We start from the raw sequence: 21,432 nt of genomic DNA on the forward strand, positions 1-21,432 counted from the left end.
CCGGTGGTGGTGAAGGTGACCCGGCCGTCGCCGACGGCGTAGGAGAGGCGGCGGTTGACGCGGTAGGCGCCGCCGGAGACCTCGACCCAGGGCAGTATTTTGAGCAGCCAGCGGGAGGAGATGCCCTGCATCTGCGGGACCGACTTGGTCGTCGTGGCCAGGGTGCGGGCCGCGGCCCGTCCGAGGCTCAGCGGTGCCTGGTCGGTGTCCACCGGGTCGGTGACAGTCACAGCGAGAACCACCCAATCATCTGTAGGTCAAGACTGGTAACGGGGATTGGTGGCGTGCCAGGTGAAGCCGCCGCCCATCCAGGAACGGACACCCACGAGGAACCGCTGCAGTTCCGGCGACGGCACCGCCATCAGGTCCCGGTGGCCGTCCTCGAACTCGTGGACGATCTTGTTGTGCAGCTCGACGGTGGCCTCGACGGCCTCCTCGACCGAGCAGCCGCGGTCCGCGGCGATCTGCAGCACCATGTTGCAGACCGGCTTCTCGTCGGCGGCGTCCTTGGCCACCGAATGCAGGTCGTTGACCAGCACCGACGCCGTCCCGGCCCGCATCATCGCCTCCCGCACGCGCGGGTCGTAGTAGAACGGGGCGGGCAGCTCGTAGCCGCCGACGGCGTCGACGAGGGTCATCGACGTGTAGAAGCTGTCGTGCTGACGGGCCGCCAGGTACTCCCACGCGGGCGGGTAGCGGCCGGTGTGGCGCCACGCCGCGTAGGCGTCCCAGCTGACGAACATCGCGAACGTCGCGTAGCAGACCCGCTGGACCAGCACGGGCGAGCCGTGCCGGCCCAGGTGGCCGATCGCCGAGTGCAGCCCGACGAGGATCGGGTCCGCCCGCAGGGCTTCGTCGAGGGGCGCCGAGAACTCCCCGGCCGGCGCGACCGGGTCCATGGCCGCCATGACGAGCGCCAGGCGTGGCGGCAGTTCGGTCGGCGCCGCGCCCAGCGTGCTGTCGTCGGCGTAGTAGTCGTCGGCCGCCCACCACGTCGCGTTCAGCTGCGCCGCGACGAGCAGCCGGTCCGGGTCGTCGCAGTCGGGGTGGGCGAGCATCACCAGCCGGCCGAACCCGGCGTGGGCGATCTGGTCCAGGCCCGCGCCGGTGAACCCGCAGTCCCCGGCCCACGCGACGAGCCGCCGGTCGACCTCCCCGGCGAGGGCGTCGTCGATCCGCCCGGGAACCGGGCAGTACAACGGCGTCGCGCTGCCGTCACCCCACGGCAGGTGGGCGTAGGCCGGATCCTGCCCGGGCGCCGGCGCGAACTGGGTCGCGATCCGCGCCGCGGCCGTGCCGAGGCCGAACGGGCCCGCGAGCAGGCTCGCGGCGCCCCCGGTGGTCCACTGTGGACATGTGGTCCCGGTCGTCATGGTGCTCTCCCTCGGCACGCCCGCCTCAGACGCGGTCGGCGGCGATGAGCAGGTAGTGGAAGCTGCCCTCGCGGTAGGCGGTCAGGAACGGCTTCTCGACGCCGGTGGCGACCGACGACCGCTCCCGCAGCTCCCAGTACGGGATCGTCGCGGCCGTCAGGTCGACGACGGTGATCGGGACGAACCCGTTGTCCGACAACGCCTTGAAGTAGTCGCCGCGGGCGTGGATGTTGCAGATGTAGTGCTGGTCGATCTGGCTCACCGCACGCGACCGGCCGCCGGTGACGTCGTTGTAGCACCCGGTGATGGTCACGTACCGGCCGCCGGGCTTGAGCTGCCGCGCGTGCTCGGCGAACAGGTCGTGCAGGTCGACGTACATCGTGCTCTCGTTGTTCCAGATGCCCTGGAACACGCCGGACTCGAAGCCGGTGTCGAGCATGTTGCGCAGGTGGTAGCGCACCGAACCGTCGATCCCGCGCCGGCGGACGTGCTCGTTGGCGAAGCCGACCTGCTGCTCGGAGATGGAGATCCCGTCGACCTGGCAGCCGAAGCGCTGGTGGGCCATGACGCTGGTGCCGCCGCGGCCGCAGCCGGCGTCGAGCAGCCGGTCACCCGGGCCGATCGGGCCGAGGTGGTCGAGGAGGACGTCGGCCTGTGCGGTCTCGAGCCGGTGCATCTCGGCGATGATCGCCTGGTCGCGCTGGTCTTCCGGGGCGTCGAGGACGGCCGGGTCGTAGTCGCCGAGGCCGTAATGGTGGTGGTACAGACCGTCGACATCGCCCAGCCGGAGGTTCACCGGGTCCTTTTCCGCGTTCCAGTAGTCGGCGACCGACTGCTGGTACGCGGTGCGGGTCACGGGCTGGTCGAGAGCCGTCATCGAGAAACTCCTCGTTCGTTTTTCCTTGGCGGGCAAGGAAACGCTCCGGACGCCCGGCATCGTCCCCTCCCCACCGACGCTAGCGAGGAAGGATTCGCGGGGACAAGGAGCTTCACTCGCGCTGGCCGGGCGTTGCCCGTCTGGCCCAGCGACACCCGTGCGCGGGGTGGCCTGACGCTTTCCCCGGCGCCCCGTTCGAGATCGGGGACAACTCGTTGGGATGACGTGGTGCGACGGTGGGTCGTCACCGCGGGTTCAGGGGAGGGGCGCGCGGCTCTCGTCGAGGCCGGCGAGCAGATCACCATACTCTTCGACGCGGTCCAGGACCTCGTCGGCGGTGAACGTCAGGTGGTTCACGTGGCGGCAGGCGCGGACCTCGTCCCACGTGACCGGCGTCGACACGGTCGGGTGGTCACGGCCGCGCAGGGAGTACGGCGCGACCGTGGTCTTGGCCGGGTTGTTCTGGCTCCAGTCGATGAAGACCCGCCCGCCGCGCTGCGCCTTGGCCATCACCGCGGTCACCGAATCGGGCGTCTCCCGGGCGAGCTGCTGCGCGAGCCGCTTGGCGTAGGCCGACGGCGCCGACGCGTCCTCGGTCCGGATGCCGCAGTACAGCTGCATTCCCTTCGACCCGGAGGTCTTCGCGTACGGCGTCAGCCCGTCGGCGGTCAGGACGTCGTGGAGGCGTTCGGCGACGCGGGCGCAGTCGACGACCGAGGTCCCCGGTCCGGGATCCAGGTCGAACACCAGGCGGTCGGGTGGTTGCCTGGTCTCCGCCTTGACGGTCCACTGTGGAACGTGGAGCTCGAGCGCCGCCATGTTCGCCGACCAGACCAGCGCCGGGAGGTCGTCGAGGAGCGGGTAGTCGATGGTGTCGCCGCTGCCGCGGGAACCCGTGCTGGGCAGCCGGACCGTGCGCAGCCACGACGGCGCGCCGTGGGCGACGTTCTTCTCGAACCACTTCTCGCCGTCGACCCCGTCGGGGTAGCGGATGAACGTCACCGGCCGGCCGGCGAGGTGTGGCAGCAGGATCGGCGCGATCCGCGAGTAGTAGTTGATCACCTCGCCCTTGGTGAACCCGTCCGCCGGGTACAGCACTTTGTCCAGATTGGACAGAGTGAGCTGCCGGTTCCCGGCCCGCACGGTGATCTTCCGGCCGACCGGCTCGGGAGGCGGCGGTGCGGCCGGCTCCGGTGTGCCGGCGCGGGGAGCGACGACGTCGTCGGGTTTCTTGTCCGCCCGCAGGCCGCGCCACGCGGTGTGCCGGACGCGTCCGGCCCGGGTGAACTGGCGGTAGACGATCTCGCCGACGAGCCGCGGCTCGACCCAGCGGGCGCGGACGGTGTCCTCGCGCGGCGGCGTGGTCGCGAACGGGTGGGTGCGGCGTTCGAGCGGCTGGAGCTGCGCCACCAGGTCGGCGCGGGCGGCCTGGCTGAAGCCGGTGCCGACGTCGCCGATGTAGACGAGGGCGCCGGTGGCGGGGTCGTGCGCGCCGAGCAGGAGGCCGCCGAGGGTGCCGGTGAAGCTGCGCTGCCCGGGGCGCCAGCCGCAGACGATGACCTCCTGGGTGCGGATCAGCGGGTGCTTGAGCCAGGAGTCCGGCCGTTGCCCGGGCAGGTAGGCGGAGCTGCGCAGCTTCGCGACGACGCCTTCGTAGCCCGCGGCCGCGGCGTGGGCCAGGAAGTCCGCCGGCGTGCGGCGGTCGGCGGCGAGCTCGTCGAAGGTGACGGCGCGGACCACCGAAACGCGGTAGGGATCCGGCATCGGCAGGCCGGCCAGCAGGCGGCGGCGTTCGTCGTACGGCTCCTTCAGCAGGTCGCGCTCGCCCAGCCGCAGCAGGTCGAAGGCGAGGAACCGGACCGGGATGTCGTCGAAGGGCATGCCCTTGGGCGCGCTCTGGTGGCGGACCCAGCGGCCGCGGCGTTCCTGCATGCGCTCGAAGTCGATCCGGCCGTCGTCGCCGTAGACGACGACCTCGCCGTCGAGGTGGGCGGCCTGCCCGTCGAGGTCGAGGACTCCGGCCAGGTCGGCGAACTCGGCGGTGAAGTCGATGTTGTTGCGGCTGGTGAGGACGGTGGTGCCGTCCGGGGCGATCCGCATGGCGGCGCGGTAGCCGTCCAGTTTGTACTCGTAGGCCCACTCGGCGCCGCTGCGCAGCCGGCCGCCGTCGGCCTTGGCCAGCATCGGCTCGATCCACGCCGGAACGCGCGACGCGTCGTGAGCAGCCATGCCGGACCTCCGTCTGTGCTTCCTCGAAGGTAACCCGTTCGGCCTAGTTCCGCTGGGTCTTCGCAGGTGAAAGCTGTTTGAACGCCTGTTCCCAGTCACCCGCGAGCGGCGCGCCCGGTGCGGTCGCCCAACAGGCCGCGAGCAGGTCGTAGCCGAGGTGGACGAGCTTCGCGTGCGCGGGCCAGTGCCGCCGCGTCCAGGCGGGATCGTTGTGGGCCGAGTCGACCGCGGCCCGGGTCGTGCCTTCCAGCTCGAACTGCAGGTCACGCCGGTGAACGGGGGCCGCCGGGCCGTGCGCGAGCAGGGTCCGGGCCGCGGCGCGGACGCGGGCTTCGGTCCAATGGAACGTCCCGCGGTGCGCGTTGGGGGCGAGCAGGTACTGCGACAGCACCGCGAGCGCGACGCCGATCAGGGTCTCCTCCAGGCGGTCGCGAATCACCGGGCCGACCGCGCCGGTCACCGCGGCGCCGCCGGCCAGCAGCGCCACCGGCGTGATGAACACGACGGCCACCGCGTAGTTGCGCGGGACGAACAGCTCGATGCAGAACTGGAGCCCGGCGATCGCGGCGACCAGGGCGAGGCCGGTGGGTTCGAGCACGGACAGCCCGGCGAACACGCCGAGGCCGACGGCGGTCCCGGCGAAGCGCTGCAGGCCGCGCACGTTCGCGCGGACGCGGTCGGTGCCCTGCTGCAGGACGACCAGCGCACTGAGGACCGCCCAGTGCGGGCGCGTCAGCCCGAGGGAGGCGCTGAGGCTCCCGGCGAGCGCACAGGTGGCGCCCACTCGCAGCGCCGTCACCGTGGCGTGGGAGCGCAGCGACGCCGACCGCCGCAGCCGGTAGCCGACGCTGGGGCGGGGAAGGGGCAGCACGCCGGTTTCGCCGCCGGTCGGGTCCGCGAACCGCCGGTGGGCGGCGATGAGCGTCTTCGCCAGGTCGGAGTCCGGGCCTTGGCGGGCGTCGTGGACCGCGTTCCAGGCCGCGGAGATCGCCGAGCCGGCGGCGTGGCGGGCTTCCACGCCGGCGTCTTCGGTCACCGCGTCGACCGCCTTGACCGCCTTCTGCACGGCGATGCGTTCCGGCTTGCTCCGGCCGGCCATGGACACGATGACGGAGGACGCGCAGCCGAGCGCGGTGCAGCCGAGCAGGGCCACGGGATCGGCGCCGGCTTCGGTCGCCACCAGCGCGCCGCCGCAGACGAGCGCGAAGAACAGCGCGCCGGGCGGCCCCAAGCGCAGAGCATCGACGGTGTAGACGGCGAGAACGGCGACCGCGGTGACCACGACGATGATGGCCGCCGGGGACTTGATGCCGCCGACGGCCGTGCCGAGTCCCGCCGCGAGCACGAGCATGGCGGAGGCGGTGAGGACGACCCGGGTCCGGACGCGGTAGGGGCGGCCTTCGCCGTAGAGGACGGCAAAGGCGCCGAAGGTGACGAAGAGAGCGACGTCGGCGTGTCCGGCGAGGACGGTGCCGGCGCCGGGAATCGCGACCGCGGCCGCGGCCCGGAGTCCGGCACTCCACCGGCGTCCGGCGGCGGGCAGAGCGAAGAGCAGAGCCCGTGGCCGGACGGTGCGGGGGAGCGGGTCTTCGGGCGGCACGGCTTCATTCCAACACGGGCGGGGGTTGCGGCCAGGGTGGGGAAGTGCGGGAGTGAGTTCGGTCGCCTCGGGACGGAGAGGCAAGGGCCGCCCTCCCAGGCCGTGTCGCTTCCGTCGGCTCAGGCGGGGAAGAAGTCCTCGACCGCGCGCCGGAGGGTGGCCCGCACCGTCTTCGCGTCGTCCAGTTCTCCGCCGTGGAGGGCGCCGTCGCGGAGGAGGACCAGGACGCGGGCCGCGTGGTCGGGCTCCGGGTGGCCCAGTGCCGCCGCCTCGTCGCGGAGGACTCCGAAGAACCACTGGCGGTGGTCGTCGATCACCCGGCGGACCCGGGACTCGGCGTCGGGGTATTCCGCCGCCGCGTTGAGGAACTGGCAGCCGCGGAAATCCTCGCCGCACGTCGCTTCGCCCACCACCGCCAGCGCCGAGGCCAGCGCTTCGCGAGGCGGCTTGCCCGCGCGGGCCTCGTCGACCGCCGCGCGGATCTGCCGGCTCGTCTCCGCGAGGTACGCCGCCACCAGGTCGTCCTTCGTGGGGTAGTGCCGGTAGAACGTCGCCCGCGTCACCGCCGCCTCGCTGACCAGGCGCTCGACGCCGACCGCGTGGATGCCCTCGGCGTAGAAGAGCCGGGACGCGGTGGCCAGCAACCGGTCCTTCGGGTGCACCTCGGCAGACCTCATCTCGCGAGCATAGAGAAAGACTGGTCGTTCTGCCAGATCGGCTACGTCACATTGCCACGGCGGTCCCGAGCGGCCAGAGTATGCAGACAGAAAGACCAGTCGTTCTCTCTGAGGAGCCAGCCATGAGCAAGCCCACCATCGTCCTGGTCCACGGCGCTTTCGCCGACTCGTCGAGCTGGACCGGCGTCGTCGCGAAGCTGCGGGAGCAGGGCTTCCCGGTCGTCGCGGTGGCCAACCCGCTGCGCGGCGTGGAGTCCGACGCGGCCTACGTCGCGGACGTCGTCAAGAACGTCGAAGGCCCGGTCGTCCTCGCCGGCCACTCCTACGGCGGTGCGCTGATCACCCGCGCGGCCACCGAGACGCCGAACGTCCGCGCCCTGGTCTACATCGCCGCGTTCCAGCCCGACGCGGGCGAGAGCGTCTTCGAGCTGTCCGGCCGTTACCCGGGCGCCAAGCTCGGCCCGGACACCACGAACGTCCTGGTCCACGGCGACGCGCCGGAGCTGTCGATCAAGCCGGAGGACTTCGCCGAGGTCTTCGCGGCCGACGTCCCGGCGGAGACCGCCGCGATCCTGGCGGTCACCCAGCGGCCGGTCGCGCAGCAGGCACTGGCGGCGCCGTTCGAGGGCACGCCCGCGTGGACGAAGCTCCCGTCGTGGACGCTGATCGCCAACCAGGACAACGCGATCCCGGCGGCGGCGCAGGAGTTCATGGCCGAGCGCGCGTCCTCGACGGTCCGCCGGATCGACGCGTCGCACGCGGTCGCGGTCTCCCAGCCGGCCACGGTGGCCGAGGTGATCACGGCGGCGGCCGACGCCACGGAGTGAGTCCGGCCGCCGTGCGGACCGGGGCGGTCCCGGTCCGCACGGCGAAGCCGCGGCAGGCGCCCGCGTGCGTCAGGCTGCTTCGATCCCGTGCGATTCCAGTTCGGCCCGCAGGTCAGGGCCCAGGAACTCGGCATTCACCACCCGGCGCAGACGGGGAACCAGAGCCAGGTCCGCCAGCGACGTGATGTCGAACAGGTCGTCCTCGCCATCCCACACCGGGGCGCACTCGTGGTACACCTGCAGCCCGCCGTCGAGGACCAGCTCGTCGACCGTCGCGAGCAGCTCCGGGCTGATCTCCAGCGCCTCGAAGTACGCACGGGCCTCGGGCTGCACCTGGTAGGCGAGCCCGCGGTCGTACACGTACTGCCAGGCATCGCCCGGAACCAGGTCGGCGAAGCGGAACGCCGGCGTCAGCACCTGGTCTTCGTACATCAGCTTTTCGACGACGACCAGCTTGAAGTTGAAGTCTCGGAACACCCCGGCAACCTAGCCGACCGGCGGGAGGCCGGCGCGGGCTTCCCCGTACTCCCGCACGATCCCGGCCACGATCTCGGCCGCCGGGAGCACGGCGTCGATCAAGCCCGCCGACTGGCCCGCCTCGAGCTTGCCCTCCGCGACGTCACCGTGGAGGGCGGCGTCCTTCAACGAAGACGCCTGGAAAGTCTTGCGCCGCAACGGCTCTTCCGCGCCGGACGTCTCCAGGGACAGCATCCGGGCGGTGAAGTCGTTGTCCAGGGCCCGGATGACGCCCAGGCCCTGGCCGACCGTCCGCGTGCCGTCGACACCGGCCGCGAGCACCGCCTCCTTGTACGCCGGGTGCACCGAAGCCTCCGTGCTGGCCAGGAACCGCGTGCCGAACTGGGCGGCGCCCGCGCCCAGGGCCAGCATCGCCGCCAACCCGAAGCCGTCGGCGATGCCGCCTGAAGCGATCAGCGGCACGGAAACCGCCCGGGCCACCGCCCGCACCAAAACCGAAGTCGCGACCATCGCGGGCGGGGGGTGCCCGCCCGCCTCGGCGCCGACCACCACCAGCCCGTCCACGCCGGCGGCCGCCGCCTTCACCGCATGGTCCACTCCGGCCACGACGTGCAGGCAGCGCGTCCCGATGTCGTGGAACCGGGCCAGGTACCGCCGCGGCCCGCCCTGCGAAGCGATCAGGACCGGCGGCCGGTGGCGCAGCACCAGGTCGATCACTTCGTCGACGCCGGCGCGGTACAGCGGGAGGTTCACCGCCCACGGCTTGTCCGTGCCCGCCGCCATTTCCTCCAGCACGCGGTCCAAATCGGGCAGCCGCATCGGGCCCGCCGCCACCACACCGAGGCCGCCCGCGTTCGACACGGCCAGGGGCAACGCCGAACTCGACGACGCCCACGACATCCCGGCCTGCACGATCGGCAGGTCGATCCTCAGCAACCGGGTCACCGCGGTGGAAATCACGCCTCCTCCAGCAGGGAACGCGCGTGCGCGGCCAGCCGGTTCTTCTGCACCTTCGAGCTCGCCGTCATCCCGATGCCCTCGAAACCGTCGACGATCCGCAGGTGCCGCGGCACCTTGAACCCCGCCATCCGCGTTCGCACCCAGCCCAGCAGTTCGGCCTCGGTGATCTCGGGCGACGTCAGCACGACGAACGCGAACGGCACCTCCACCAGCCGCCGGTCCGGGACGCCGACCACCGCCGCCTGCCGGACCAGCGGGTGCCGGTGCAGGGTGTCCTCGATGTCCGCGGGCGCCACGTTCTCGCCGCCGACGCGGATGATGTCCTTCGTCCGGCCGGTGAAGTGGAACCGCCCGGACTCGTCGAGCAGACCGACGTCGCCGGTGGACAGCCAGCCGTCCGCGTCGATCGTCTCGGCCGTCTTCACCGGGTCGTCGAGGTAGCCCGCCATCACGTTCCAGCCGCGCACCAGCACCGCGCCCGGTTCGCCCGGACCGCAGTCGCGGTCGGCGTCGAACGCGCGGATCCGTACCTCGACCCCCGGCTGCACGGCCATCGCCCCGGAAGCACGGACTTCCGGAGGCTCCCACCACGCCGACTGCGCGACGTTCGGCGACGCCTCGGAAAGCCCATATCCCGCAACGCATTCGTGCGCGCCCAGCTCGTCGATGACCCGCCGGATCACGGTCGGCGACGCCGCCACCCACGCGCCGCGCAGCGACAACCGGCGCTGCGCGCGCGAGGGGTGGTTGAGCAGCAGCAGTGCGATGGTGTCGTTGCCGGAGAAGTGCGTGCAACGCTCGGTTTCCAGCAGCCGCAACGCTTCTTCCGGCTCGAACTTCGGCATCGTCACCAGCGTCGTCGCGTGCTGGGCCGACGCGAGCACCGACAGCGTGCTGCCGGCGACGTGGAAGAACGGCCGCGCCGAGTGGAACCGGTCGCCGGGGCGCAGGCCCATCCGCGCGCCGGAGAAGAACGCGTCCGCGCACATGCTGCGGTGGGTGAGCAGGACGCCCTTCGGCCGCGACGTCGTCCCGGAGGTGTACTGCACGAGCAGGAGGTCGTCCGGAGAACCGGCCGGCGCGGGAGCCTCCGAAGGAAAAGAAAGGAACTCGTCCCACGAAGTGGCGAAAGCAGGAACGTCGTCGCCGAGCACCACGACCTTTTCCAAGAAAGGAAGCGACTCGACGCCGATCTCCCGCAGCATGCCGGCGAAGTCCACGTTGAGCACCCGGGAAGCGACGAACAGCGTGCGCACCCGCGCGTGTTCGAGCGTGTACCGGACCTCGTCGGCGGTGAACCGCGTGTTGACCGGCACGGCGACCGCGCCCGCCGCGCCGATCGCGTGGAACAGCGCCACCCAGTCCGGGCCGTTGCCGAGGCAGAGGCCGACGCGGTCGCCGCAGCCGATCCCGGCGGCGGCCAGCCCGGCCCGGATCCGGGTGACCCGGGCGGCCAGCTCGCCGTAGGTGATCCGCTCCGAAGCCGTGACGACGGCTTCGACGTCCGGTGCGAGCAGGGCCGCGCGGGCGAGGACCTCGTGGGTGGTGAGCGGGCAGGCAGTGCGCAGGTCGGTCATCGCGGTTCTCCGTTCCCGGCGGTGAAGCGGGCGACGCCGTCGCGCCAGCCGCCGTCGGCGAGGCACTGTTCGATGGCCGCCATTTCAATCCGGATCCCGCGGTCGAGGTCGGTTTCCGAGCCGAGGTCGACCGCTCGCTTGGTGAGCGAGATGGCCAGCGGCGGTGCCTTCGCGATGCTCGCGGCCGTCTCGTCCCCGGCCGCGCGCAACTCGTCAGCCGGGACGACACGGGTGACGACGCCGAGGTCGGCGGCCTCTTCGGCGTCGAGCGCGCGGTTGGTGAACAGCAGCTCCTTGGCCCGGCGCTTGCCGATGGCGCGCTGCAGGCGCTGGGTCGCGCCGACGGTACCCCAGTGTGGCTCCGGGAACCGGAAGACGGTTCCCGAAGCGGCCAGCGCGAAGTCGGCGGCGAGGGTGATTTCGCCGCCTGAGCCGACGACCGCGCCCTGCACGAGAGCCACGACCGGCACCCGGCACTGTTCGATCGCGGCGTACGCGGCGAAGGAGGCGACGCGGCGGCGTCGGACCCAGGCGGCGTCCTTGCCGGTGCGTTCCTTGAGGTCGGCGCCCGCGCAGAACACCGGCCCGCGCCCGCTCAGCAGCACCACCCGGACGTCGTCGTCCAGCGACTCGAACGCCTCCCTCAGCTGGTGGCACATCGGCAGGTCGAGGGCGTTGCGGGCCTCGGCCCGGGCCAGCTCGACCCTGGCGATGCCGTCTTCGGAGGAGACGCACACGCGTTCGGTCATCCGATCACCCCGTCGGTCCGCAGGTCCTCGATTTCGGCGGGAGCGAGCCCCAGCTCCGCCAGGACGTCGTCGGTGTCGGCGCCGAGCAGCGGGGGCACGCCCGGTACCGGAGCCTCTCCCGCAGTCTCGCGCAACGGCGTCCGCAGCGCCGGGAACGTCCCCTCCGACGGGTGGATGAACTCGCCGACGACCCCGCGCGCGACGGCGTGCGGATCGGCGAGGGCCTCCCGGACCGAGCGGACCGCGCCGGCCGGGACGTCGGCCGCGCGCAGCTCCTTCACGAGCGGGTCCCGGTCGTGCCGCGCGATGGCGCCGCGCAGGGCCTTCATCACGCGGGCGCGCTGCTCGACGCGGCCGGCGTTGCCGCGCAGCGCGGGATCCGTGGCGAGGTCGTCGAGGCCGAGGACCGTGCACAGCGGACCCCAGTGCTGGTCGCTGCCGCTGATGTGCAGCCATTCGCCGTCACCGGCCTGGAACGCGGCCGACGGCACGCGGCCGGGGTGCTCGGTGCCGGTCCGCACCGGGTCCTCGCCGAGCGCGAAGAGCCGGGCGGCGTTGAGGGCGTGCAGGCTCAGCTGGACGTCCATCATGGACACGTCCAGGTGGCGGCCCCGCCCCGACGCCGTGCGCCCGGCCAGCCCGGACAGCACCGCGATGACCACCCAGAGCCCGGACGTCAGGTCCGCCACCGGGATCCCGGCCTTCGACGGCGGCCCGGCCGGCTCGCCGGTCATCGCCATCACGCCGGACAGCGCCTGGAAGACCGTGTCGTAGCCCTTGCGGTCACGGTCCGGGCCGGTCTGCCCGAACCCGGTGGCCGAGACGTAGACCAGCCCGGGGTTCGCGGCGGAGAGGTCCGCGTACCCGAGGCCGAGGCGGTCCATCGCGCCGGGCAGGAAGTTCTCGACGACGACGTCGGCGCGCGAAGCCAGCTTTCGCGCGACTTCTTGGCCGCGAGGGTTCTTGAGGTCGAGGGTCACGGACTTCTTGCCGCGGTTGAACGCGAAGAAATACGCGCTTTCGCCGTGGGGGAGCCGAGGTTCGAAGCCGCGGGTCTCGTCGCCGGACCCCGGCCGCTCGACCTTGATCACGGTGGCGCCCAGCTCGGCGAGGACCTGGGTCGCCAGGGGAGCGGCGAGGACGCGGGAGAAGTCCAGCACGGTGATGCCGGAAAGCGGGCCGGTCATGCGCGGAACCCCCGCATCAGCGCGTTGACGTCCTGGCCGGCGCGCATCGCGGCGTCGGTCGGCAGGTCGGCGACGCGGTAAAGCAGGTCCTTCGCGGCGGCGATGGCCCGCGGCTCGACCTCGGCCCACTGCTCGGCGATCTCCAGCGCGGCGGGCAGTACCTCGTCCGGTGCGACGACGCGGTTGACCAGGCCGTGCTCGAAGGCTTCGGCCGCGGTGAGCAGGCGGCCGGTGCTGACCAGCTCGAACGCGAGCTTGCGGCCCAGGTGCTGGACGAGCCCGGTCATCACCAGCGCCGGGACGATCGAGTGCTTGAGCTCGGGGTAGCCGAACTTCAGGTCGGTGCCGGCGACGACCATGTCCGCGCCGATCGCCAGTCCCGCGCCGCCGCCGACCGCGGCCCCGCGCACGGCCGCCACGACCGGGACGCGCAGTTCTCGTGCCTGGACCTGCAGCTTCGCGGTGAGCGCGGCGCGCTCGAGGACGGCGTCGGCGTGCTCGGGCGTCAGGGACGAGAACTCGCCGAGGTCGGCTCCGGCGCAGAAGCCGCGGCCGGCGCCGGTGAGCACGACCGCGCGGACGTCCCGGTCGGCGTCGGCGGCGGTGAACGCTTCGCTGAGCGAGCGGGTCAGCGCCGTGTCGAGGGCGTTGAGCTTCTCGGGCCGGTTCAGGGTCAGGACGCGGACGGGTCCGTGGTCCTCGACGATGACGGTCACGGGTTCTCCTGGTTCGGGGTCGGGGTGAAGCCGGCGCGGGCCACCATGCTGTGCAGGGGACGGCCGAGCGCGGCTTCGCAGGCGGCTGACACCTTGGCCAGCAGGTCGAGGTCGAGGCCGGTGTCGACGCCCATCGCGTCGAAGAGGCTGACGAGGTCCTCGGTGCAGACGTTGCCGGTGAGCCCGGCGCCGTAGCGGATCGTCGACGGGTGACCGCCGACGCCGCCCATGGCGGTGTCGAAGTTCCGGCAGCCGGCCTCGAGGGCCGCGACGGCGTTGGCGATGCCGGTGCCGCGGGTGTTGTGGAAGTGCGCGACCACGGGCGGCCCGGCGTTCAGCCGGGCGAACAACGCGCGGACGGACGCCGGGGTCGCGACGCCGGTCGTGTCGCCCAGGGTGACCAGGTCGGCGCCGAGGTCGGCGAAGCGGGCGACGTCCTCGGCGACGCGGCCGGGATCGACGGCGCCCTCGAACGGGCAGCCGAACGCCACCGAGACCACGCCGACCAGCTTGAACCGGCCCCCGGCCAGCTCGACCATCTCTTCGACCCGCTCCCACTGCCCGGCTCTGGACGTGCGGAGGTTGCGCTCGGTGTGGCTTTCGCTGGCCGAGACCAGCAGGCTCAGCTCCTCGGCGCCGTGGCCGGCGTCGAGGTCGTCGAGGGCGCGCCGCACCGCGCGCGGGTTCGGGCAGGTCGCCTTGAACGCGACGCCGGGGCGACGCCGGATCTTCGTCAGGACGTCGGAAGCGTCCGCGAAGCCGGGAACGCGTGAAGGGTGGCTGTAGCTGGTCGCCTCGATGCGCCGGAACCCCGCGTCCGCGAAGGAGTCCAGCAGCGCGACCTTCGTCTCGGTCGGCACGAACTCCGGCTCGTGCTGCAGCCCGTCGCGGGCGAAGCACTCGCAGATCGTGACGGCGTCGGGCATCGGGCCACCTCCTGTTCGGTGGCTCCAGAACTACGCGGCTCTGTTGATAAAGTCAACAGTCGACGTCGGAGGCGTGGGCGCGCTCACGATCCTCGACGGCCAGGGCCAGGTCGGCCAGCTTGTCCAGCGCGCCGCTCAGGGTCGCCGCCTCTTCGGGGGTCAGCGCGGCGAGGAACTCGGCGTCGCGCTCGTTCGCCGCGGCGATCAGGCCCCGGTAGACGCGCGTGCCCTCGGCGGTGAGGGCGAGCTGGGACGTGCGGCCCGAGCCAGCCGTCCGGTCGACCAGTCCGCGTTCGGTCAGGCGGCTGACCACCCGGCTCATCTGCGCTTTGTCCAGCCCGGCCCGGCGGGCGAGGCGGTTGAGGGTCAGGGTGGGGTCGGCGGCGATGAGCGAGATCGCCCGCCATTCGCCGAGGCTGACGTCGAACTCCCGCCGGTAGCGCAGCGCGGCGCTGCGCGACATCGCCGACGACGTGCGGGAGAGCCGGTAGGAGAGGAGTCCGGAGATGGGCACCAGGTCTCGGCCGTCCGCGCGTTCCGCCATGGCGGTCATCGTAGCCGTTGCCGATCCGGTGTTGACAAACACAACACCTGATGCCGAGACTGGCGCCGCACGCCCCGCCGGACGAAGGAGTCGAGTAGCCGTGGCCGAACACCCCGCCGTCACCGGACGGCCACCCGCAGTCGGCGACGCCGGCCGCGCGTCCACCTACCGGACCATCGCCCTGCGGGTCATGCCGCTGCTCGTGGTCTGTTACGTCGTCAGCTTCATCGACCGGACGAACATCGGCATCGCGCAGCAGGGCCTCAAGCGCGACCTCGGCTTCGGCTCGGCGGTCTACGGGCTCGGCGTCACGCTGTTCTTCGTCGGGTTCATCCTCTTCGAGGTCCCCAGCAACGCCCTGCTGGCGAAGATCGGCGCCCGCAAGACGCTGGTCCGCATCATGGCGACCTGGGGCGTCGTCACGATCGTGACGTTGTTCGTGCGCGACGAAACCACCTTCTACATCGCCCGGTTCCTGCTGGGCGTCGCCGAAGCAGGTTTCTTCCCCGGAGCGCTTTACCTGCTGTCGCGGTGGTTCCCGTCCGCCCGCCGGACGCGGATGACCGCCGTGTTCTTCATCGGCGTCCCGGTGTCGGGCGTGCTCGGCTCGCTGGTGTCCGGCTGGATCATGCACGCGCTCGGCGGCGTCGCCGGCCTGGCCGACTGGCAGTGGCTGTTCCTCATCGAAGGGATCCCGCCGATCCTGCTCGCCGTGCTGGTGGCGTTCTTCCTCGTGGACGAGCCGGAGCAGGCGAAGTGGCTGACGCCGGCGCAGAAGGCTCTGGTCCGGGCCGACCTGGAGGCCGAGCGGCTCTCGAAGGAGGAGCCCGTCGCCCAGCACGGCGGCATGCTTTCGGCGCTGCGCGATCCGAAGGTCTGGATCCTCGGCCTGTGCGCGTGCGGGGCCTACACGCTGGCCAACGCCGTTTCGTACTGGACGCCGCGGATCATCGCCGAGGCCGGCGTCGGCGACGTGCTGAACCTCGGGTTCTTCTCGGCGATCCCGCCGCTGCTCGGCATCGCCGTGATGCTGGTGGTCGGCCGCCACTCCGACCGGACGCTGGAGCGCCGCTGGCACGCGGCCGTGAGCTGGCTGGTGGCGGCCGCGGCGATGCTGGCGCTGGCGTTCTCCGGCGGCAGCGTCCTGGTGGTGGTCATCCTGCTCGCCGTGATGGCGGCGGCGCACTATTCGGGCCTGACGGTGTTCTATTCGATCCCGTCGATCTACCTGAGCGAGCGCGCCGCGGCGACGGGGATCGCGGTGGTGACGTCGATGGGCTCGTTCGCGGCGGCGGCGTCACCGTCGTTGCTGGGGTTCATCCAGGCGTCGACCGGCAGCCTGTCGCTGGGGCTGGTGATCAGCGCGGGGATCGTGCTGGTGGCGGTGGCCGTGCTGCTGGTGGGGGTGAAAGCCGGGGACCTCAAGGAGAAACATCACTGAGCGAGCCGGCGGTCGGAGGACGGGATTCGAGCCACAGCTGCTCGAACTGCCCGACGCAGCAGCGCACGCCACGCCAGAACGCCGTCGAAGTACGCTGCCGCGGCCCGGCTGGTCTCTTCGTCGGTGAACCCCACGAAGTACGCGGGCGGCCGGTGCCGGGTTCGGGGTCGTCGCTCCGGAGTCGATCTCGCGATCCGCCTCCGTCCAGCGCCGCATCCAGGCGCGTACGTCGCCGTCGCAGGCGAGGCGCTCCCACGAAGGAAACCGGGCGGAGAACCGTTGTCATCCGGTCACTTCGCGATGTCGCCCGGATTCCCGCTCGGCGCCCGGATTCGTGGCTGTACCTCGAAGCCGAAGCCCCACCCGGGGCGCGCGGAGGAAAGGTCGCGAACCATGAGTGAGCACGGAGGAGCTCCCGGCCGCCACGGCCTGTGGGCTGCCGTCGGGGGCCGCCGTCAGCGCCGCAGGGTGGTTTCTTCGTCCAAACGCGACAGCTTGTCCGGGTTGCGCACCGCGTACAGACCCGTGACGAGGCCGTCGTCGATGCGCAGCGCCAGGACCGTGTCGACCTCGCCGTCGCGCCGGAGGACCAGCGCCGGGTGGCCGTTGACCTGGGCCGCCGTCAGCGATCCGCGCGCGAAGTTGGCGAGGCCGGCGGTGAGCAGGCGGGCCACCGCCGGGGAGCCGACCACCGGTTCCAGGAGGGCCTGGACTACTCCGCCGCCGTCGCCGAGGAACACCACGTCCGGGGCGAGGATGTCCAGCAGGTGCTGCAGATCGCCCGTCTCGACCGCGCGCTGGAACGCCGCCAGCGCGTCGCGGGACGTCGTGGGGGAGACGGCGCCGCGCGGCCGGCGGGCGGCCACGTGGGACCGCGCGCGGTGGGCGATCTGGCGGACCGCGGCCGGGGTCTTGCCGACGGCTTCGGCGATCTCGTCGTAGCCCAGGTCGAACACCTCGCGCAGCACGAACACCGCGCGCTCGGCCGGCGTCAGCGTCTCCAGCACCAGCAGCATCGCCATCGACACGCTGTCGGCCAGCTCGACGTCCTCGGCGACGTCGGGCGCGGTCAGCAGCGGCTCGGGCAGCCACGAGCCGACGTAGGACTCCCGGCGCCGGGCACGCGTCCGCAGCCGCATCAGCGCCAGGCGCGTGGTGATCCGGACCAGGTACGCGCGCTCGTCGCGCACCGCGGCCCGGTCCACACCCACCCAGCGCAGCCAGGTCTCCTGCAGGACGTCCTCGGCGTCGGCGGCCGAGCCGAGCATCTGGTAGGCGACGGTGAACAGCAGGTTCCGGTGGGCGAGGAACGCCTCGGTGGCGGGGTCGGCCATGGTGGCTCCTCTTGCGGTCTCGCGGAGTTTCCCACCAGATGCCGGCCGCGGCCGCCGTGTGACCGTGACCGTCGTCACTGTCACGGGCCGGGGGTGGGCCGGCATCTCGTGGTCGTCCGTGCCACGAACCCGGAAGAGGAACCATGGAACCCCGTTTCAGCCTGACCGGCACCGAAGTCGGCGCCAAGTTCGCCAAGCGGTTCGGCACCGCGAGCCTGGCCGTCATCCAGTCGCCGCTGCCGAAGGTCACCCAGGAGCTGGTGTCGCTGCGCGTCAGCCAGATCAACGGCTGCGGCTGGTGCGTCGACATCCACAGCAAGGAGCTCGCCGCGGCCGGGGAGCCCGCGGTGCGGGTCAACCTGGTCGCCGCCTGGCGCGAGGCCACGGTGTTCAGCGAGGCCGAGCGGGCCGCGCTGGCGCTCGCCGAAGAAGGCACGCGGATCGCCGACGCCCACCCCGGCGTCTCCGACGACACCTGGGACCGCGTGCGCGAGCACTACGACGAAGAACTGACCGCCGCGCTGGTCGCGCTCGTGGCCCAGATGAACTCGGCCAACCGGCTCGCGGTGATCCTGCACCAGAAGGGTGGCTCCTACGAGCCGGGCATGTTCGGCTGACCGCCCCCGGCCCGGGAGCGCGCGCTCCCGGGCCGGTTCGTGCTTCGCTGAGGGCATGACGAAGGCGGAGCGGTGGAACCGGTACTGGGACCGCAAGTCGGCGACCTACGACGCCGAGATGGGCGTCTGGGACCGCCGCCTCTTCGGCGACTCGCGGGAGTGGGCCTGCGGGCAGGCCATCGGCGAGGTGCTGGAAGTCGCCGTCGGGACCGGGCTCAACCTGGCCTGCTACCCCGCGGAGGTGACGCTCACCGGGCTCGACCTGAGTTCCGGGATGCTCGAGCTCGCGCGGTCCCGGGCCCGCGACCTCGGCCGCGCGGTGACCTTGCGGCAGGGCAGCGCGCACGAGCTGCCGTTCGCCGAAGCGTCGTTCGACACGGTGGTGTGCACGTTCGGGCTGTGCGCGATCCCGGACCCCGCGGCGGCCGTGCGCGAGATGCGCCGCGTCCTGCGTCCCGGCGGGCGGCTGATCCTGGTCGACCACGTGGCGTCGTCGTCGGGGGTGGTGCGGGCGATGCAGTGGCTGGTGGAGCTGGCCAGCGTCCCGCTGGCGGGCGAGCACTTCCGGCGTCGCCCGCTGAAGCTGGTGGAGGCACTCGGGCTGCCGGTCGAGCGGCGCGAGCGGTTCAAGCTGGGGCTGGTCGAGCGGCTGGTGGCCCGCAAGGTCAGCTGACCAGCTTGGCCAGCGGGCTCTGCTCGAGGTCGGCGAGCAGCGCCGCGACGTCGTCATAGGTCGCGATGGCGCCTGCCTCTTCCAGTTCCGCCGCGCTGACCCCGCCCGACAGCACGCCGATCGTGCGCACGCCGGCCTTCGTGGCGGCTCGCACGTCCCAGACGGCGTCGCCGACGAAGATCGTGTCCTCCGGCGCCGTGCCGGCCTTCTCCAGCGCCACGAGCACCGGTTCCGGGTCGGGCTTCGTCTCTTCGACGTCGGCGCCGGCGACGATGTCCCGCACCACGTCGTCCACGCCGAGGACGCGACGCAGCTCGTCCAGCTCGTCGGGGGCCGCCGACGTCGCCAGCACGACCCGCACGTCTTTCGCGGCCAGCGCCCGGATCAGGTCCTGGGCGTGGTCGAACGGCCGCAGCAGCTCGGCCGTCTCCAGGTAGAACCGGCTGTGCAGCTCCTTGACCTCGTCCCCGACGCGCTCGGCGTCGGCGTCACCCAGCAGGGTGCTCAGCAGCTTCCCGGAGCCCTTGCCGATCGCGCGGTGCACGCGCCACGAGTCGACGGGGCGGTCGAGCTGGTGGAACGCCCGTCGCCAGGCGTGGACGTGGAGGTAGTTGGAGTCGACGAGCGTGCCGTCGACGTCGAACAGGACCGCGGTGGCGATGGTGGGCTCCTCGGGTTTCGGCGCGCTCGGCGCGGGTATCGCCGTGGCGAGTACCCGAGCCGGAAGGGAAGTACACATGTCGACGCCGGACGACCGCGACGCCACCACCGAACTGGACCGCGAGCTCGGCGGCACCGGTGACCTCGACCCGGACGAGCAGCGCGAAGCGGCCGAGCGCGAAGCGACCGAAGACCGTTGACCGGCCTGGTGACGGCGGGTTTCCGCGGGCTGGCCGCCCTGCGCCGAGCCCGGGCCTTCCACCCCGCCGGGCTGGTGCGGCGCGGCGAGCTCCGGCCGCTCGCGGACGACCTGCCGTGGCCGTCCCGGCCCACGGCGGTCATCGCACGGCTGTCGAAGGGCGCGGGCACGCCGGGACGGCTGCCGGACGCGCTCGGCCTCGCGGTGCGGATCCCCGGCGCGGGCCGGGACGGCGGGCCGTGGGACCTCACCCTGACGACGGCCGGCCGCGGGCACCTGGGCCGGATGCTGCCGCGCCCGGCGGCTTCCTGGACCGGCGGCGCGTACACCAGCCTGGTGCCCTACCGCCGCGCCGACCGGCTGATCTGGCTGGCGGCGTGGGCGGTGGCGCCGCGGATCGACGCGTCGCTCGAGGCGGTCGCCGCGGCGGACGACCTGCGGTTCGTGCTGCGTACCGGCCGGCAGGACGGACGCTGGTGCGACAGCGCGGAGCTGATCCTGGGGGAGACCGGCGGCGACGCGCCGGCGTTCGACCCGATGCTCAACCGTCCGGACTGCCTCGAGCCGGCCCCGGAATGGCTGGCGAGACTGCGGGAACGGGCGTACGCGGGGAGCCGGGCCGGCCGGCCGTGACGCCCTCGCCCGTTTCGCCCGCCGGTGGCCGGGTACGCCCCGGTTTCGCCCGATCGGAGGAAGTATGAGCACTCCCGAAATCGACCCGGTGACCGCCGAGAGCATGGAACAGGACGCGGACATCGGCAGCGAGCACACCGAGCCGACGTTCCACGCCCAGGAACCCCACCCGGAGGCCACCGACGAGGAAGACCCCGACCACGGCGGAATGCCCACTGCGTGAGCCGGAACTGAACGCAGTGAATGACTCATTCCTGGCGCCGGACGCCAGGAATGAGTCATTCACTGCACCGGAAGCGACCGGCCGTGGGTGGGCGACCGCCCTTCCCGCGGTCCTGTCGTCCGAAACCGTCGCCGGAAACCGCCACCCGCCCGCCCGTCGTCAAGACCGGGCGCGCGGGTACGTCCGGCGTTCCCCGATCCGGCCGTCCTTCGTGTGGATGAAATGGGCCGTGCCGCGCTTGATGGCCAGCTTCCGGCCGGCGGCGACCGCGTCGGACTTCTTTTCGGCACTGGCGGACGCCCGCGCGTTGCCGACCACCTTGTTCTTCCACGTCGAGCCGTCGTAAAAGGTCTCCACGTCGCCTTCCGCCGGCTCGAGCCCCGGTGCCTCCTCGGCGGCGTAGGTGCCGTAAAGCGCCGGGTCAGGCTTCGGTGCGGTGCCGGGGCCGCCGAGCGGTTCGGGGTCCATCAGGTACTCGAGTTCGGTGGTCCAGGCGGTCCCCTTGGCGCCGTCGGGACCGTCGGAGAGGTGCCAGATGGTCTTGTTGTGCACCTGGTCTTCTTCGTCGAACAACGCGGTCGGGGCGATCCGGCCCTCCAGGCCGTCGGCTTCGAGTTCTTCGATCGCGGCGAGCCATTGCTTCTGGTGGACGGTGTCGCGGGCGAGGTTGAACTTGAGCATGGCTTTGACGCCGGGGTCGTCGGTCATGTTGTAGAGGCGGGCGGTCTGCAGCCGGCCTTGGGCTTCGGCGGCGGCGTTGGCGCGGAAGTCGGCCAGCAGGTTGCCGGAGGCGACGATGTATTTGCCGTTCCAGGGGTAGCCGTTGGAGTCGGCGGGCAGGGCGCCGCCGCCGGCGACGATGGCTTGCTGGGGGTCCATGCCGCCGATGACGGCGGCCATGACGGGGTCTTTGACGGCTTCGGCGGTCATGGT

Annotated in this window: 23 protein-coding genes and 1 pseudogene; 7 read left to right on the top strand and 17 right to left on the bottom strand. The window is 72.3% G+C overall.

Annotation, left to right across the window (positions count from 1 at the left end; translation table 11 throughout):
- From AB0M83_RS44840 to AB0M83_RS44865, 6 genes and pseudogenes are all read right to left on the bottom strand, one after another.
- Nucleotides 1–230, bottom strand: a pseudogene (locus AB0M83_RS44840) (Crp/Fnr family transcriptional regulator); the annotation flags it as partial.
- A 27-nt stretch (nt 231–257) separates the two neighbouring features.
- On the bottom strand, nt 258–1,373 hold the full coding sequence (locus AB0M83_RS44845) for a family 2 encapsulin nanocompartment cargo protein terpene cyclase (RefSeq protein WP_364527627.1): 1,116 nt from the start codon (nt 1,371–1,373) through the stop codon (nt 258–260).
- Between the two features lie 25 nt (nt 1,374–1,398).
- Nucleotides 1,399–2,250: a geranyl diphosphate 2-C-methyltransferase gene (locus tag AB0M83_RS44850; protein ID WP_364527630.1), complete on the bottom strand. Its 852-nt coding sequence runs from the start codon at nt 2,248–2,250 to the stop codon at nt 1,399–1,401.
- A gap of 255 nt (nt 2,251–2,505) precedes the next feature.
- Nucleotides 2,506–4,479 carry a DNA ligase D gene (gene ligD, locus AB0M83_RS44855; protein ID WP_364527632.1) on the bottom strand — a complete coding sequence of 658 codons (1,974 nt, stop codon included), beginning with the start codon at nt 4,477–4,479 and terminating at the stop codon, nt 2,506–2,508.
- Between the two features lie 43 nt (nt 4,480–4,522).
- Nucleotides 4,523–6,079: an FUSC family protein gene (locus AB0M83_RS44860; protein WP_364527635.1), complete on the bottom strand. Its 1,557-nt coding sequence runs from the start codon at nt 6,077–6,079 to the stop codon at nt 4,523–4,525.
- Between the two features lie 119 nt (nt 6,080–6,198).
- The gene (locus tag AB0M83_RS44865; protein ID WP_364527638.1) at nt 6,199–6,756 is read right to left on the bottom strand and encodes a helix-turn-helix domain-containing protein; all 558 of its coding nucleotides are present in this window, start codon (nt 6,754–6,756) and stop codon (nt 6,199–6,201) included.
- A gap of 122 nt (nt 6,757–6,878) precedes the next feature.
- Here AB0M83_RS44865 and AB0M83_RS44870 point away from each other — a divergent pair, with 122 nt between their 5' ends.
- Complete coding sequence (locus AB0M83_RS44870) at nt 6,879–7,583, top strand: alpha/beta hydrolase (protein WP_364527641.1); 705 nt, start codon at nt 6,879–6,881, stop codon at nt 7,581–7,583.
- 69 nt (nt 7,584–7,652) lie between these two features.
- On the opposite strand, the gene AB0M83_RS44875 is transcribed toward AB0M83_RS44870, so the two are convergent.
- Genes AB0M83_RS44875 through AB0M83_RS44910 form a run of 8 tightly spaced genes read right to left on the bottom strand, consistent with a single transcriptional unit; the run spans nt 7,653 to nt 14,719 of the window.
- Entirely contained in the window at nt 7,653–8,060 is a 408-nt protein-coding gene (locus AB0M83_RS44875) for a hypothetical protein (protein ID WP_364527644.1), read from the bottom strand.
- 9 nt (nt 8,061–8,069) lie between these two features.
- Nucleotides 8,070–9,020, bottom strand: a complete 951-nt coding sequence (locus AB0M83_RS44880) for a nitronate monooxygenase (protein ID WP_364527647.1) — start codon at nt 9,018–9,020, stop codon at nt 8,070–8,072.
- A complete protein-coding gene (locus AB0M83_RS44885; RefSeq protein ID WP_364527650.1) occupies nt 9,017–10,597 on the bottom strand; it encodes an AMP-binding protein in 1,581 nt (526 codons plus the stop codon). The genes AB0M83_RS44880 and AB0M83_RS44885 overlap by 4 nt, the downstream gene beginning before the upstream one ends.
- Nucleotides 10,594–11,346 carry an enoyl-CoA hydratase/isomerase family protein gene (locus AB0M83_RS44890; RefSeq protein WP_364527653.1) on the bottom strand — a complete coding sequence of 251 codons (753 nt, stop codon included), beginning with the start codon at nt 11,344–11,346 and terminating at the stop codon, nt 10,594–10,596. The genes AB0M83_RS44885 and AB0M83_RS44890 overlap by 4 nt, the downstream gene beginning before the upstream one ends.
- Nucleotides 11,343–12,533, bottom strand: a complete 1,191-nt coding sequence (locus tag AB0M83_RS44895; protein ID WP_364527656.1) for a CaiB/BaiF CoA-transferase family protein — start codon at nt 12,531–12,533, stop codon at nt 11,343–11,345. The genes AB0M83_RS44890 and AB0M83_RS44895 overlap by 4 nt, the downstream gene beginning before the upstream one ends.
- Nucleotides 12,530–13,249, bottom strand: a complete 720-nt coding sequence (locus AB0M83_RS44900; RefSeq protein WP_364527659.1) for an enoyl-CoA hydratase/isomerase family protein — start codon at nt 13,247–13,249, stop codon at nt 12,530–12,532. The genes AB0M83_RS44895 and AB0M83_RS44900 overlap by 4 nt, the downstream gene beginning before the upstream one ends.
- Nucleotides 13,246–14,175: a hydroxymethylglutaryl-CoA lyase gene (locus tag AB0M83_RS44905; protein WP_364527662.1), complete on the bottom strand. Its 930-nt coding sequence runs from the start codon at nt 14,173–14,175 to the stop codon at nt 13,246–13,248. Before AB0M83_RS44905 ends, AB0M83_RS44900 begins: the two co-directional genes overlap by 4 nt.
- Nucleotides 14,176–14,227: 52 nt before the next feature.
- Nucleotides 14,228–14,719 (bottom strand): MarR family transcriptional regulator, encoded by a 492-nt coding sequence (locus tag AB0M83_RS44910; protein WP_364527665.1) that lies wholly within the window; start codon nt 14,717–14,719, stop codon nt 14,228–14,230.
- Between the two features lie 100 nt (nt 14,720–14,819).
- On the opposite strand from AB0M83_RS44910, the gene AB0M83_RS44915 reads away from it, so the two are divergent.
- On the top strand, nt 14,820–16,160 hold the full coding sequence (locus AB0M83_RS44915; protein WP_364527668.1) for an MFS transporter: 1,341 nt from the start codon (nt 14,820–14,822) through the stop codon (nt 16,158–16,160).
- Between the two features lie 455 nt (nt 16,161–16,615).
- Here AB0M83_RS44915 and AB0M83_RS44920 read toward each other — a convergent pair whose 3' ends face one another.
- Nucleotides 16,616–17,494, bottom strand: coding sequence for an RNA polymerase sigma-70 factor (locus tag AB0M83_RS44920; protein WP_364527671.1), 879 nt, complete (start codon nt 17,492–17,494; stop codon nt 16,616–16,618).
- Nucleotides 17,495–17,637: 143 nt separating this feature from the next.
- Here AB0M83_RS44920 and AB0M83_RS44925 point away from each other — a divergent pair, with 143 nt between their 5' ends.
- Together AB0M83_RS44925 and AB0M83_RS44930 are read left to right on the top strand one after the other, a co-directional pair.
- Nucleotides 17,638–18,111 carry a carboxymuconolactone decarboxylase family protein gene (locus tag AB0M83_RS44925; RefSeq protein ID WP_364527674.1) on the top strand — a complete coding sequence of 158 codons (474 nt, stop codon included), beginning with the start codon at nt 17,638–17,640 and terminating at the stop codon, nt 18,109–18,111.
- A 55-nt stretch (nt 18,112–18,166) separates the two neighbouring features.
- Nucleotides 18,167–18,784 (top strand): class I SAM-dependent methyltransferase, encoded by a 618-nt coding sequence (locus AB0M83_RS44930; RefSeq protein ID WP_364527677.1) that lies wholly within the window; start codon nt 18,167–18,169, stop codon nt 18,782–18,784.
- Here AB0M83_RS44930 and AB0M83_RS44935 read toward each other — a convergent pair.
- Nucleotides 18,777–19,523, bottom strand: a complete 747-nt coding sequence (locus AB0M83_RS44935; RefSeq protein WP_364527680.1) for an HAD family hydrolase — start codon at nt 19,521–19,523, stop codon at nt 18,777–18,779. The two genes, AB0M83_RS44930 and AB0M83_RS44935, sit on opposite strands and share 8 nt — an antisense overlap.
- On the opposite strand from AB0M83_RS44935, the gene AB0M83_RS44940 reads away from it, so the two are divergent.
- The 3 genes from AB0M83_RS44940 to AB0M83_RS44950 all read left to right on the top strand — a co-directional run bounded on the left by AB0M83_RS44940 (nt 19,522) and on the right by AB0M83_RS44950 (nt 20,499).
- Complete coding sequence (locus AB0M83_RS44940) at nt 19,522–19,644, top strand: hypothetical protein (protein ID WP_364527683.1); 123 nt, start codon at nt 19,522–19,524, stop codon at nt 19,642–19,644. The genes AB0M83_RS44935 and AB0M83_RS44940 overlap by 2 nt on opposite strands.
- Nucleotides 19,641–20,276, top strand: coding sequence for a hypothetical protein (locus AB0M83_RS44945; protein ID WP_364527686.1), 636 nt, complete (start codon nt 19,641–19,643; stop codon nt 20,274–20,276). Before AB0M83_RS44940 ends, AB0M83_RS44945 begins: the two co-directional genes overlap by 4 nt.
- A 64-nt stretch (nt 20,277–20,340) precedes the next feature.
- Entirely contained in the window at nt 20,341–20,499 is a 159-nt protein-coding gene (locus AB0M83_RS44950; RefSeq protein WP_364527689.1) for a hypothetical protein, read from the top strand.
- 159 nt (nt 20,500–20,658) lie between these two features.
- On the opposite strand, the gene AB0M83_RS44955 is transcribed toward AB0M83_RS44950, so the two are convergent.
- Nucleotides 20,659–21,432 (bottom strand): manganese catalase family protein (locus AB0M83_RS44955; protein WP_364527691.1); only part of this gene is annotated, 774 nt, incomplete at its 5' end.

The organism is Amycolatopsis sp. NPDC051106, assembly GCF_040682775.1.
In the GTDB taxonomy this organism is placed as follows: Bacteria; Actinomycetota; Actinomycetes; order Mycobacteriales; family Pseudonocardiaceae; genus Amycolatopsis.